Raw genomic sequence first — 13,493 nt, forward strand, 5'->3', positions numbered from 1 at the left:
TTTATGCCTCCATGATAATAGGCAGGATCATAGGACTTCTCTTGGTACGTTTCCATAAAAATTCACTGAGCGCATCCTTCACAACTGTCTTAATCTTGCCCCAGTCCGTAATATTACGTTCCAGACAGGAATCCAGTGCATTCTCTACCACTTCTCTTGCACCATCCATCAGATCCTCAGATTCCCTCACATATACGAAGCCTCTGGAAACAATGTCCGGTCCTGCAAGAATCACATTGCTGTGGCGTTCCAACGTAACCACAACGATCATAATTCCATCTTCTGCAAGATGCTGACGGTCACGAAGAACGATATTTCCTACATCTCCTACACCAAGTCCGTCTACCAGGATTGCTCCTGTGTGTACAGTGCCTGTTACCTGTGCACTCTGGCTGTCAAGCTCCAGAATATTTCCGGATGCAAGGACAAAGATATTCTCTTTGGGGATTCCAAGTTCCTCAACTACATTTTTCTGTGCGGTCAGATGTCTGTATTCACCATGAACAGGGATTGCATATTTCGGTTTTACCAGAGAATAGATCAGCTTGATTTCTTCCTGGCAGGCATGTCCGGAAACATGGACATCCTGGAAGATAACCTTCGCACCCTTCATGGAAAGCTCATTGATAACCTTGGATACCGCTTTCTCATTTCCCGGAATCGGATTGGAACTGAAAATAATAGTATCATTCGGTTTGATCACTATTTTCTTATGGATGTTTGCAGCCATACGGGAAAGAGCTGCCATGGATTCACCCTGACTTCCTGTTGTGATCAGCACTACCTGTTCATCCGGGTAATTCTTAACCTGATCGATCTCAATCAGAGTCTGATCCGGAATGCGAAGGTATCCAAGCTCTGCTGCAGTTGTGATAACATTTACCATACTGCGGCCCTCTACTGCAACCTTGCGTCCGAAACGATAAGCTGTGTTAATGATCTGCTGTACGCGGTCTACATTGGATGCAAAAGTGGCAATAATGATTCTGTTTGTCTTATATTCATTGAAAAGATTATCAAACACATGTCCCACAGAACGTTCAGACATGGTAAATCCGGTTCTCTCTGCATTAGTACTGTCACACATCAGTGCCAGTACTCCCTTTCTTCCAATCTCTGCAAAACGCTGCAGATCAATGGCATCTCCGAATACAGGAGTATAATCTACTTTAAAGTCGCCGGTATGCACTACGATGCCTGCCGGAGAATAGATTGCAAGTGCAGATGCATCCTGGATACTATGGTTTGTCTTGATAAATTCAATTGAAAAATCACCAAGATTAATGACCTGTCCATGCCTTACTTCCTTTAACTTGGTAGTATTGGTCATATTATGCTCTTTCAGCTTATTTGCAATAAGGGCAATGGTCAGCTTCGTGGAATAAACAGGGACATTTACATCTTTGAGTACATACGGCAGCGCACCGATATGGTCCTCATGTCCATGAGTGATCACAAAGCCTTTTACTTTGGAAATATTCTCTTTTAAATAGGTGACATCCGGAATGACAAGGTCAATTCCGAGCATATCATCTTCCGGGAAAGCAAGACCACAGTCTACCACAACAATGCTGTCTTCATATTCAAATGCTGTGATATTCATTCCAATCTGTTCCAGACCACCCAGAGGAATGATCTTTAATTTAGATGTTGGTTTCTTCGGTCTGCGGGAAGAATTCTTTATCGCAGCCTTAAATGGTACCTGTATTCCGTTCTTCTCTTTATCTGCCGGAGCCTTGCGGTCCTGCATTGGTTTTCTTCCATAAGAATTTCTGTGCTGTGGTTTATATTTATAATTCTTCGGTCTGTTGTATGGCCTCTTCTGACCATGTCCGAACTGTCCGTCATGATTTTCACGCGCTTCATTATTAAACTGGTTGTTATTTTCGTTACTCAAATACTACACCTCCATGCTACATTTCAAGGTCTACGTCATCTAACATTTGTTCAAATACTTTAAAAACAGCCTGCATCTCATCCTCGTCCTCGACCATTTCATAGCAGGCTTCCTGACTGTCATCCTCTGACACGTCTTTAAAAATATAGGCTGTCGCCTCATCATCCTGAGAATCAGATACCAGAAGATATGCAACTCCTCCGATCCTGGTCTGCTCCTCTACATAAAACTCCGCTTCTGTTCCGTCCTCAAGCTGAAATTTAATTTTCTCCATCTTATTAATCTCCTAACAGGACAGGGAATCCAGATATCCCTGCAAAATAAAAACAGCAGCCAGCTGATCCAGATACTGCTTGCGGTTCTCTCTGCGCACACTGGCTTCCATTAAAGTACGATTGGCTTCTACTGTTGTCAGACGCTCGTCCCACATGATCACTTCAAGACCTGTACGTCTCTCCAGCATTTCTTTAAATTCCAGTGATTTTTGGGCACGTTCTCCAATCGTATTGTTCATGTTCTTCGGATATCCAAGCACGATCTTCTCCACGTGATATTCCGAAACAAGTTCTTCAATACGAGCAAGTGTCTGGCGCAGGTGGTTCTCCTGTTTACGCCAGATCGTCTCTACACCCTGAGCGGTGATCCCCAGCGGATCACTAATGGCTACACCGACTGTTTTTGATCCATAATCTAATCCCAGAATCCTCATATCAGCGTTCCCAGGATTTGTTCTTAATATACTCGTTTAAAAGTTCCTCTACCAGTTCATCGCGCTCTACTTTCATGATCATGCTTCTTGCGCCCTTGTGACTGGTAATATAAGTAGGATCTCCGGACATAATATATCCAACGATCTGATTGACCGGATTGTATCCTTTCTCATCCATTGCTGTGTAAACGAGATCCAGAACTTCTTTTACCTGAAGCTCCTGGTCTGGTTTTGTTCTGAAATATTGGGTATTACCCAGATTGTTCTCTGCCATTTTATTCACGTCCTTACCTGATTTATTGTCGCAAAGCCTTCTTAGTAATTCTGCTTTGCTATGTATTGCAAATTTCGTATACAATACACATATTTTCTTCTATATTTTAATATAATTTCACGTATTGTGCAACCGCAAATTTATTGATGATTATTCGTTACTGTTCACACACGTTACTGTTCACTCCGTTCTCAGTAACATAGCCAAAATTCATTCCAGATTGCCTGCGGCAATGGAATTTTGGCTTGTATGTCTCGGGATTTTGGCATATTCATGCCAAAACACCTCGCGGGATAGTGGTGTGTGAACTGTAACTATTCTACTCCCAGAACCTCACCTGTTAATGTATGTTCTTCCAGGAACTCTTCAGCTTTTACAGTAATGATGTCATTCACACTGTAGTTGTCCTGTTTTTTCACTGCTGTTTTAATATATTCCATACTGTGGCCGATATACCACTGCTCTCCGTTAATCTCTACTTCTTCCTCAAGAAGTACTTTCAGTTCACCGCCGAGCATGGATTTCTCATATTCTCTCGCATGCTGTTCATTTAAAGCAAGCATCTTGTCACTTCTGACCGCTTTCTGTGCTTCAGTGAGCTGTCCGGACATGGCTGCAGCCTTTGTTCCATGGCGGCGGGAATATTTGAAAATATGAGTTTCATAAAAATGAATGCTCTCTACGAAATCATAGGAATCCTGAAAATCTTCTTCTGTTTCCATCGGAAAACCAACGATCACATCTGTGGTAAGTGCAGGATTTCCCAGATATTTTCTCAGAAGCCCGCATTTCTCTGCATATTCTGCGCTTCTGTATCTGCGATTCATTCGCTCCAGTGTGGTATCACATCCGCTCTGCAGGGACAGATGGAAATGCGGACACATTTTCGGCAATGCGGCAATGCTCTGCACAAATTCTTCTGTGATGATTCCCGGTTCCAGGGAGCCCAGACGGATTCGTTCGATTCCTTCTACCTCATGTACTGCCCGGATCAGGGAAAGCAGTGTTTCTTTCTCTTCTGCCGGGAAATCTACACCATAAGAGCTTAAATGAATTCCTGTCAGAACGACTTCCTTGTATCCTTTTGCTGCAAGTGCATGAACCTCATCCATTACATGCGCGATCTTACGGCTTCTGACACGACCTCTTGCATAAGGAATGATACAGTAAGTACAGAATTGATTACAGCCGTCCTGAACTTTGATATATGCGCGTACATGCTCTGCTGTATGATCAATTGCCAGTTCTTCATATTCTTTTGTCTGGTTGATCTTGAGCACATGTTTCTGTTTGGTGTGCTGTTGCTCATATTCCTCGAGTACCTGGACAATATTTCCCTTCTGATTGTTTCCAAGGATCAGGTCTACAGCCTCATCTTTATCCAGTTTCCCTTCATCTGTCTGTACATAACATCCGGCTGCGATCACGATAGCATCCGGGTTCATTTTCTTTGCTTTGTGCAGCATCTGTCTGGATTTACGGTCTGCAATGTTGGTTACTGTACAGGTATTAATCAAATATACATCAGCCCCCGGTTCAAAAGGTACGATCTCGTAGCCCGCTTCTTCCAGAAGCTGCTGCATGGCTTCTACTTCATAGGCGTTTACTTTACATCCTAAGTTGTGAAGTGCAACTTTTTTTCCCATTCTTTCCTCCTAATTGATTTTTCTGTTTTTATAATTCTATACCTGCATACTCATTTTCTGTAGTCTGGACTTTGTATACATGCTGACATTTCGAAAACTTATATGCTTACAGAATAGATTTTGTTTTCGCTTTAGTTATTGTTCATTTTCTACAAAACAGTCTGATATTTTAGCACTGTTCTACATTTTCACTAAATCTTTCTGGAAATTTTATCCGTTTTCACCTTGACTTTTATGGTCTCTGCCGTTAAGATGAAAACTGTAAGCTGACAGATAATCAGGTCAGCAAATAACTATTATTAAGGGAGGTTCTCATAATGAAAACAGTTAAAATTTCACTGAACTCTATCGATAAAGTGAAAGCGTTCGTTAATGAAATCAGCAAATTCGACTGCGATTTCGATTTAGTATCCGGAAGATATGTAATCGACGCAAAATCTATCATGGGTATTTTCAGCCTTGATTTATCCAAACCAATTGATTTAAACGTCCACGCTGATGGCGCTGCTCTTGATACCGTTATGGCAATCGTAGGCAAATACGTTACAGAATAATTTTTTCGCAGTCATTGAGGAACTGTTTACCAGTTCCTCTTTTTTTGTATACCAGAGTTTCAAGTTCAAACATAAGGAAGTAGCGTCAGCAGATTCCGAATGTTTGTAATCGATATTAATCAATCTCAATAATCTCAACAGTCTCCAGCGCTGTCTTCATGAGTTCGTCAATTTTTTCTTCCAGTTTTGTTTCAGAACGGTGGATCACGTTCAGGTTTGGTTTGGTAACCGGATGTTTTGCCACGAAAATAGTACAACAGTCTTCGAATGGCTGAATGGATGTTTCATAGGTTCCGATTTCCCAGGATCTTTCTACGATTTCCTGTTTGTCGAATCCGATAACCGGACGGTATACAGGGAGTGTGCAGACTTCGTTTGTTGCTGCAAGGCTCTGCAGGGTCTGGCTGGCAACCTGACCGATGCTCTCTCCAGTGATCAGACCGAGACATCTGCTTTCTTTTGCGAAATGCTCTGCAATACGCATCATGTAACGACGCATAATGATAGTCAGCTCATCGTGCGGACACTGGTCGTAAATATAGAGCTGGATATCTGTGAAGTTCACTACATGAAGGCGGATTGGTCCACTGTATTTTGCTACCTGTTTTGCCAGATCTACAACTTTCTGTTTTGCTCTCTCGCTGGTGTATGGCGGAGCGTGGAAATATACAGCGTCAATTTTAACGCCACGTTTTGCGATCATGTATCCTGCTACCGGGCTGTCGATGCCGCCTGAAAGAAGAAGCATGGCTTTTCCGTTTGTGCCGATCGGCATTCCGCCTGCGCCCTTGATAGTCTGGGAATATACATAAATCTTGTCTCTGATTTCCACAGAGAGAGTCAGATCCGGTTCATGTACATCTACACTTGCATCCGGGAATTCATCCAGAATGCGGCCGCCCAGTTCTGCGCTGACTTCCATGGATGTGATCGGATAGGATTTCTTTGCTCTTCTTGTATATACTTTAAAGCTTCCGCTGTAGTTTGGATGACAGTTTTTCATATAAGAAACTACGTCCTTTGCCATCTGCTCGAATCCCTGATCTTCGTAGATCACTACAGGGCAGATTCCAACAATACCGAATACATGCTGCAAGGCTTCTACAGTTTCATCATAGTCATACTGCTCCGGGCAGAATACATAGATTCTTCCCTGTTCTTTCTTTACTTCAAACTCACCTTCTACTTTGGAAAGGGCGATGTTCATCTGCTTTACAAGGGCATCCTCGAACATGTATCTGTTCTTACCCTTGATAGCGATTTCTGCGTATTTTATCAAAAATGCGTGAAATATCATTTGTTTCTCCTTCTCTTATTTTATGGAATTGCTATAATAATTATCTGCGCGCATAGCGTTTCAGCATTGGAAGTACTTCGTTCAGAACTTCCAGGCAGTAATCAACTTCTTCGAAAGTATTCTCCTCTGAAAAGCTGATACGTACGGTATTCTCAATCTGTGCGTTACTCATTCCCATTGCTGAAAGTGTTGCACTTGGTTTTCTCTTGTGACTGGAGCATGCGCTTCCTGCTGATACATAAATATTTCTGTCCTCTAATGTGTGAAGCAGTACCTCGCTTCTGATTCCCAGAAAGCTGACGCTTAAAATATGAGGTGCACCCTCTCTGACAGGCATTCCATTGATCACTACATCATTCATCTTAGAAAGTCCCTCTGCCATACGTTCTTTTAACTGATAGAGATGCTCTGCTTTCTCGTCAAAGTTCTGGTACATCATCTTCGCTGCAACACCAAGTCCTGCGATTCCCGGTACGTTGTCTGTTCCGGAACGCATGCCGTTCTGCTGGCCGCCGCCAAGAATGAGAGGCTGCACTTTTGCCTTGCTATTGATGTACAGGAATCCAACTCCTTTTGGTCCATGGATCTTATGTGAGCTGACAGACAGAAGATGGATATTCCATTTCTTCGGATAAATACGATATTTACCGAATGCCTGGATCGCATCTACATGATACAGCGCCTTCGGACACTTTTCCTGGATCATGGCACCGATTTTCTCTACAGGCATAACCGCACCGGTCTCATTATTTACCATCATTGTAGATACGAGAATGGTATCCGGCCTTAATGCTTTCTCCAATGCGTCAAGTTTTACTACTCCATGCCCGTCTACAGGAAGAATGGTCACTTCAAATCCCTGTTCCTGCAGAAAAGCTACCGGCTGGCTGACTGCAGCATGCTCTACTGCAGTTGTGATAATGTGATTACCGCTTCGTTTGTTGGCAAGCGCACCACCGATCAGAGCCAGGTTGTTTGACTCTGTTCCGCCGGAAGTGAACAGGATTTCTTTTTCTGTTACTTTCAGTATCTGTGCCAACGTTCTGGCAGATTCTTTGACATACCCTTCTGCGTCTACACCTTTCTGGTGCATGGCAGATGGATTTCCAAAATCTTCCATCATTGTTTTTACCACGATGTCCTTTACTTCTTCAAAGCAACGGGTCGTGGCTGAATTATCAAAATATGCTTCCATTTTTGTTCTCTCTTGTTTCTGTTATTCATTTTCCAACTGGAACATCAGAACTGAAAGAATCGCAAGTCCTGCTGTCTCAGTTCTGAGGATTCGTCTTCCAAGTGTAATCGCATGGGCACCTGCTTCCAGTGCCTTTGCTACCTCTTCTTCCTCGAATCCACCCTCCGGTCCGATAAAGATACCGACAGACTGTCCAGGCTTAATCTCGCTGAGGATTTCTCTGGTTTCTTTCATTCCTTTGGCAAGTTCGTACGGGATCAGTTTTACATCTAACTGTTTCGCAAATTCCAGTGCCTGTTTGTAGGTCATTACTTCATGGATTTCCGGGATCAGCATTCGCTTGGACTGCTTTGCTGCACTCTCTGCGATCTGCTGCCAGCGAACCACCTTCTTTGCTGCCTTCTTAACATCCAGTTTCACCACACATCTCTTTGTCTCTACCGGGATTATAGAAAAAGCTCCCAACTCTACTGCTTTCTGGATGATCAGTTCCATCTTGTCTGCTTTCGGCAGTCCCTGGAAAAGATAAAGCTTATTTGGCAGCTCATATTCCGGCTCCTGTGCATAGAGGATATGCAGCAGAACCTCATCCTCTCCCAGTTCTTCAATCTGGCAGTGGTATTCTTTATCTCCTCCGTCACTGATCCACACATCCTCCCCACATTTCATGCGGAGAACGTTTTTAATATGATTTACATCCGTCCCATTGATGTGGATACGGTGTGCCTCTTCCTCAATCTGATAAGGCTCCACAAAAAAACGCTGCATAAGATCAGTCCTTTCTTGCTGTTACGGAAACCCACTCGCCCTGATGTGTTACTTCTACGACCGTCAGGCCTGCTGCTTTTACTGCCTCCACTACAACTTCTTCTTTCACATCAAGAATACCGGAAGTAATGTAGTAAGCGCCTTTTTTCATCTGGTTTACAATTACCGGTGTCAGAGGGATCAGAACATCTGCAAGGATATTTGCTGTTACGATATCATATTTTTCATATCCTGCCTGATCCTGAATCGCTTTATCGTCAATGATGTTTCCGATCACCATATCAAAAGTTTCATCCACGATCTGGTTTGCTTCTTTATTCTCTGCAACTGCAGGAACTGCACATGGATCAAGGTCTGTTCCCAGTACATGTTTCGCACCAAGTTTCAGGGCAACGATACCAAGGATACCGCTTCCGGTTCCTACGTCAAGCATCTCTGTATCCGGTGTTACATATTTCTTTAACTGGCGAATCACAAGCTGAGTAGTCTCATGCATACCTGTACCGAAGGCTGTACCCGGATCAATGTGGAGGATCATCTTGTCTTTATCCTCTGCTTTTACTTCTTCCCATGACGGTACGATAAGGATATCATCTACATAGAACTGGTGGAAATACTGTTTCCAGTTATTAATCCAGTCCTTGTCCTCTGTCTGAGATTCTTCAATGGTAGCTTCCCCGATGTCCATAAAATTCTTCAGGTCATCTAATGCTTCACGAACATCTTTCAGGATTGCTTCTTTGTCTGCATCTTCTTCCAGATAAAAATTCAGATAGGCAATGCCGTCATCTGCTGGTCCTTCCGGCATAATATCTACAAACATCTGAGCCTTGTCTTCCTCAGTCAGAGGCTGTTTGTCCTGAATTTCCACGCCTTCAATGCCGACTTCTGCAAGTGTGCTGATAACGATATCTTCTGCTTCTGTTTTCGTTTTTACTGTAAAACGGTTCCACTTCATGTAATTGTCTCCATTTCTTTATGTTATATAATTAACTATTATCATCCAAAAATATGTCTGACCCATTCTCTGTTACTCTGCAGCTATTCCCATAATGCAGCATCTCACCACATCCAGTCAATTCTTATTTGCCCACCGACTGCATGCTTCACTTATTTTTTCAAAAAAATGTCTGAATATCTCGTGGCGGTTTCCTTTGCTGTAAAATCTCCACGCCAATTCTACCAGTGCAACTCCGGCAATGGCATCCACCAGATAATGCTGTTTAAGCACCTGGGTAGAAATAATGATCAGTATTGCAAAAATCAGTGAAAAATGCTGATACCATTTTGGAATATTCTCTGATTTACTGACTCCGCGCCAGCTCAGCCAGCTTACATAACAATGGATTGACGGAAATAAGTTAGACGGACTGTTTCCACCATCCATGAGATAAACAAACTTAAGCATCTGCTGGGACCATGTAGTTCCTGCAATCTCAGGTCTGACATTGGTAGTTGGCAAAACCAGAAAAATAATAAAACATGTAATATGAACAGTCAGATCAGTTGCCACAAACCGATAAAATCCATCTTTTCCTCTCTGTGCAGCCAGAATATAATTCACTGCCCAAAAAGGAAATGCCAGAATATAAATCCAGATAAACTGTGGTATTAACGGCACTGTCCTGTCCAGTGACATGGTAAAATCAAAATGATATCTGTCTGCTGTCAGTACTCCGCTTCCCCAGTAAATAAGACAGTTTAATACAAAAATGCTTATCAGCGGCAAAATTACCCATACAGGGAGATACTTCTCCCGAAAAGCTGCGATCTTCTCTGTTTTTGTCAAATATCTCTCCATTTCTCAGGAAACTTTTATTCCTGTCTGTTCATCTGATTTTTACCGTTACTCTTCAATATACACGACTATACAAAAAAAGAAAAGAGGGTAAACCTCTTTTCTTTAATTTTCTTTTATAATTAATCCTCAAAAGTCTCTTTTAATTTATCCATGAAACTCTTTTTCTTCTTTTCCGGTTTTTCAAAATCATCAGAATCTTTTGATTTCGGACGGTTACCACACGCCTCATCGAATTTGCGCAGTGCTTCTTTTGCTTCTTCGTTGAGGTTTGTAGGAACCTGCACAACGAAAGTCACATAATGATCGCCACGTACATTCTTGTTTCTCAGAGACGGTACACCTTTTCCCTTCAGACGGATCCTTGTGTCTGTCTGAGTTCCGGGTTTCACTTCATATTCAACCTCTCCATCCACTGTGTTGATACGTACAGTACCGCCCAGTGCTGCCTGCGCGTATGTAAGAGGCGCAGTAGAGAAGATATTCATATCCTGTCTCTGGAAGATCGGATGACGTGCAACATTTACTTCTACAAGCAGATCGCCTCTCGGACCTCCGTTTGTACCCGGTTCACCCTTCTCACGGATGCGGATGCTCTGACCATTGTCAATACCTGCAGGTACAGATACCTGAATCTTCTTTCTTGAAGACGTATATCCGGTTCCGCGGCAGGAAGTACATTTATCCTTGATGATCTTACCTGATCCATGACAATCCGGACAAGTCTGTACATTACGCACCATTCCAAACATGGACTGCTGTGTATAAACAACCTGACCTTCTCCATGACATTTCGGACAGGTTACCGGTGAAGTACCCGGCTTCGCACCTGTTCCATGACAGGTGGTACACTCGTCTTTCAGTACGATCTCCAGTTCCTTCTCACAGCCAAAGACAGCTTCTTCAAAAGTAATATTTACGCGTGCGCGGAGATTAGCTCCCTTCATCGGACCATTATTGGCACGTCTGCTTCTGCTGCCGCCACCAAATAAATCGCCGAAAATATCGCCGAAGATATCACCCATATCAGCACCGTTAAAATCAAAACCTCCGAAGCCGCCGCCGGCACCTCCGCCACCGTTTTCAAAAGCCGCATGGCCAAACTGGTCATACTGTTTTCTCTTCTCCGGATCGCTTAAGATGGTGTAAGCCTCTGTTGCCTCTTTAAATTTCGCCTCAGCCTCTTTATCTCCTGGATTTACATCCGGGTGATACTTCTTGGCCAGCTTACGATATGCTTTTTTAAGTGTTGCGTCATCGGCGCTTTTGTCCACGCCTAAGACTTCATAATAATCTCTCTTATCAGCCATGATTTTAATCCTATACCCGTTTTATTTATAACACAACTATTCAGTGAGAGAGACTCTCCCACTGAACAGTTATTATTGATATTTCCGTTGCAAATCTCTGCTTTTACAGAAATGTCACATTATACTTCTTTGTAATCAGCATCTACAACATCATCGTTGTTTCCTGCATCTGTGCTGCCTGCTGCACCGCCGCCCATATTCATGTCCGGTCCTGCCTGGCCGCCTGCCTGCTGTGTCTGCTCATACATTTTAGCGAAAAGCTTCTGAGCACTTTCCATCATCTTCTCCTGAGCAGCTTTGATATCTGCTACCTGAGAATCTGTCATCTCTTCTGCATTTGCAGTCTGAGACAGTAAATCTTTCAGTGCGTTCAGGTCTGCTTCTACAGCAGCTTTATCATTAGCATCGATCTTGTCTCCGGCTTCTTTCAGTGCATTCTCAACCTGGAATACCATGGAATCAGCATTGTTTCTTGTATCGATTGCTTCTTTACGTTTCTTATCCTGTGCTTCAAACTCAGCAGCTTCTTTTACTGCCTTGTCGATATCGGAATCAGACATGTTAGAACCAGCTGTGATTGTGATGTGCTGTTCTTTACCTGTTCCAAGATCCTTAGCAGATACATTTACGATACCGTTTGCATCGATATCAAATGTAACTTCAATCTGCGGAACACCACGACGTGCTGGCGGGATTCCGTCCAGACGGAACTGACCAAGGGATTTGTTGTCTTTTGCAAACTGACGCTCACCCTGTACAACGTTGATATCTACTGCTGTCTGGTTGTCTGCTGCTGTTGAGAAAATCTGGCTCTTTCTTGTAGGAATTGTAGTATTTCTCTCAATCAGTCTTGTTGCGATACCACCCATTGTCTCGATGGACAGTGACAGTGGAGTAACATCCAGAAGAAGGATATCACCTGCGCCTGCATCACCTGCAAGTTTACCACCCTGGATAGAAGCACCAAGTGCTACACACTCATCCGGGTTCAGGTTCTTGCTTGGCTCTTTGCCTGTTAACTGTCTTACTTTATCCTGAACAGCCGGGATACGGGAAGATCCACCAACCAGAAGTACCTGGCCAAGTTCAGATGCTGTGATACCTGCATCTGAAAGTGCACGACGTACCGGTTCTGCTGTCATTTCTACTAAGTCATGTGTTAATTCATCGAATTTAGCTCTTGTAAGGTTCATATCGAAGTGTTTCGGGCCTTCTGCTGTAGCTGTGATGAATGGCAGATTGATGTTTGTAGTTGTTGCGGAAGAAAGCTCTTTCTTTGCTTTCTCTGCAGCTTCTTTTAATCTCTGAAGTGCCATCTTATCATTGCTTAAGTCTACGCCTTCTGCTTTCTTAAACTCTGCAAGCATGTAATCTGTAACTTTCTGGTCGAAGTCATCACCACCAAGACGGTTGTTACCTGCTGTGGAAAGTACTTCGATAACGCCGTCACCGATTTCGATTACAGATACATCGAATGTACCGCCACCTAAATCGTATACCATGATCTTCTGTTCTTTTTCATTGTCAAGACCATATGCAAGAGCTGCTGCTGTTGGCTCGTTGATGATACGTTTTACATCAAGACCTGCGATTTTACCGGCATCTTTTGTTGCCTGACGCTGAGCATCATTGAAATATGCAGGAACTGTGATAACTGCTTCTGTAACTTTCTCACCAAGGTATCCTTCTGCATCTTTTTTCAGTTTCTGAAGAATCATAGCGGAAATTTCCTGTGGGGAATATTTCTTGTCGTCGATTGTTACACGATAGTCAGTACCCATCTCTCTTTTAATGGAAGAGATTGTTCTCTCTGCGTTTGTTACTGCCTGACGTTTTGCAGGTTCACCTACAAGACGTTCTCCTGTTTTTGTGAAAGCGACAACTGATGGTGTTGTTCTTGCGCCTTCTGTATTAGCGATAACTGTTGGCTGTCCGCCTTCCATTACGGCTACACAGCTGTTTGTTGTACCTAAGTCAATACCAATGATTTTTCCCATAATCTTGTTCCTCCTGTTTATTTTCAACTAGATTTGATATATTCTATA

At 43.1% G+C, this 13,493-nt stretch carries 13 protein-coding genes; 1 reads left to right on the plus strand and 12 read right to left on the minus strand.

Annotation, left to right across the window (positions count from 1 at the left end):
• Nucleotide 1: 1 nt before the first annotated feature.
• From I4V44_RS13750 to mtaB, 5 genes are all read right to left on the minus strand, one after another.
• A complete protein-coding gene (locus I4V44_RS13750) occupies nt 2–1,750 on the minus strand; it encodes a ribonuclease J (RefSeq protein ID WP_008707417.1) in 1,749 nt (582 codons plus the stop codon).
• Nucleotides 1,751–1,913: 163 nt separating this feature from the next.
• Complete coding sequence (locus I4V44_RS13755) at nt 1,914–2,171, minus strand: DUF1292 domain-containing protein (RefSeq protein WP_008707416.1); 258 nt, start codon at nt 2,169–2,171, stop codon at nt 1,914–1,916.
• Between the two features lie 12 nt (nt 2,172–2,183).
• Nucleotides 2,184–2,606, minus strand: coding sequence for a Holliday junction resolvase RuvX (gene ruvX, locus I4V44_RS13760; protein ID WP_118329990.1), 423 nt, complete (start codon nt 2,604–2,606; stop codon nt 2,184–2,186).
• Nucleotide 2,607: 1 nt separating this feature from the next.
• Nucleotides 2,608–2,880, minus strand: coding sequence for an IreB family regulatory phosphoprotein (locus I4V44_RS13765; RefSeq protein WP_020994102.1), 273 nt, complete (start codon nt 2,878–2,880; stop codon nt 2,608–2,610).
• Between the two features lie 314 nt (nt 2,881–3,194).
• On the minus strand, nt 3,195–4,526 hold the full coding sequence (gene mtaB / locus I4V44_RS13770; RefSeq protein WP_118566245.1) for a tRNA (N(6)-L-threonylcarbamoyladenosine(37)-C(2))-methylthiotransferase MtaB: 1,332 nt from the start codon (nt 4,524–4,526) through the stop codon (nt 3,195–3,197).
• A gap of 317 nt (nt 4,527–4,843) precedes the next feature.
• On the opposite strand from mtaB, the gene I4V44_RS13775 reads away from it, so the two are divergent.
• Nucleotides 4,844–5,080, plus strand: a complete 237-nt coding sequence (locus tag I4V44_RS13775) for an HPr family phosphocarrier protein (protein ID WP_022381218.1) — start codon at nt 4,844–4,846, stop codon at nt 5,078–5,080.
• A gap of 115 nt (nt 5,081–5,195) precedes the next feature.
• On the opposite strand, the gene thiI is transcribed toward I4V44_RS13775, so the two are convergent.
• The 7 genes from thiI to dnaK form a co-directional block, all read right to left on the minus strand.
• A complete protein-coding gene (thiI, locus tag I4V44_RS13780; protein WP_022381217.1) occupies nt 5,196–6,377 on the minus strand; it encodes a tRNA uracil 4-sulfurtransferase ThiI in 1,182 nt (393 codons plus the stop codon).
• Between the two features lie 40 nt (nt 6,378–6,417).
• Nucleotides 6,418–7,572 (minus strand): cysteine desulfurase family protein, encoded by a 1,155-nt coding sequence (locus tag I4V44_RS13785; RefSeq protein WP_008707399.1) that lies wholly within the window; start codon nt 7,570–7,572, stop codon nt 6,418–6,420.
• Between the two features lie 21 nt (nt 7,573–7,593).
• Nucleotides 7,594–8,340, minus strand: coding sequence for a 16S rRNA (uracil(1498)-N(3))-methyltransferase (locus I4V44_RS13790; RefSeq protein ID WP_118338578.1), 747 nt, complete (start codon nt 8,338–8,340; stop codon nt 7,594–7,596).
• 4 nt (nt 8,341–8,344) lie between these two features.
• Complete coding sequence (prmA, locus tag I4V44_RS13795) at nt 8,345–9,298, minus strand: 50S ribosomal protein L11 methyltransferase (protein WP_022381215.1); 954 nt, start codon at nt 9,296–9,298, stop codon at nt 8,345–8,347.
• 117 nt (nt 9,299–9,415) lie between these two features.
• Nucleotides 9,416–10,129 (minus strand): phosphatase PAP2 family protein, encoded by a 714-nt coding sequence (locus I4V44_RS13800; RefSeq protein WP_243104620.1) that lies wholly within the window; start codon nt 10,127–10,129, stop codon nt 9,416–9,418.
• 131 nt (nt 10,130–10,260) lie between these two features.
• The gene (dnaJ, locus tag I4V44_RS13805) at nt 10,261–11,448 is read right to left on the minus strand and encodes a molecular chaperone DnaJ (protein WP_022381214.1); all 1,188 of its coding nucleotides are present in this window, start codon (nt 11,446–11,448) and stop codon (nt 10,261–10,263) included.
• A gap of 119 nt (nt 11,449–11,567) precedes the next feature.
• Complete coding sequence (gene dnaK / locus I4V44_RS13810) at nt 11,568–13,445, minus strand: molecular chaperone DnaK (protein WP_008707391.1); 1,878 nt, start codon at nt 13,443–13,445, stop codon at nt 11,568–11,570.
• Nucleotides 13,446–13,493 lie beyond the last annotated feature (48 nt).

It is taken from the genome of Blautia sp. 1001283B150304_161114_C9 (assembly GCF_015668165.1).
Lineage (GTDB): Bacteria > Bacillota > Clostridia > Lachnospirales > Lachnospiraceae > Blautia_A > Blautia_A wexlerae.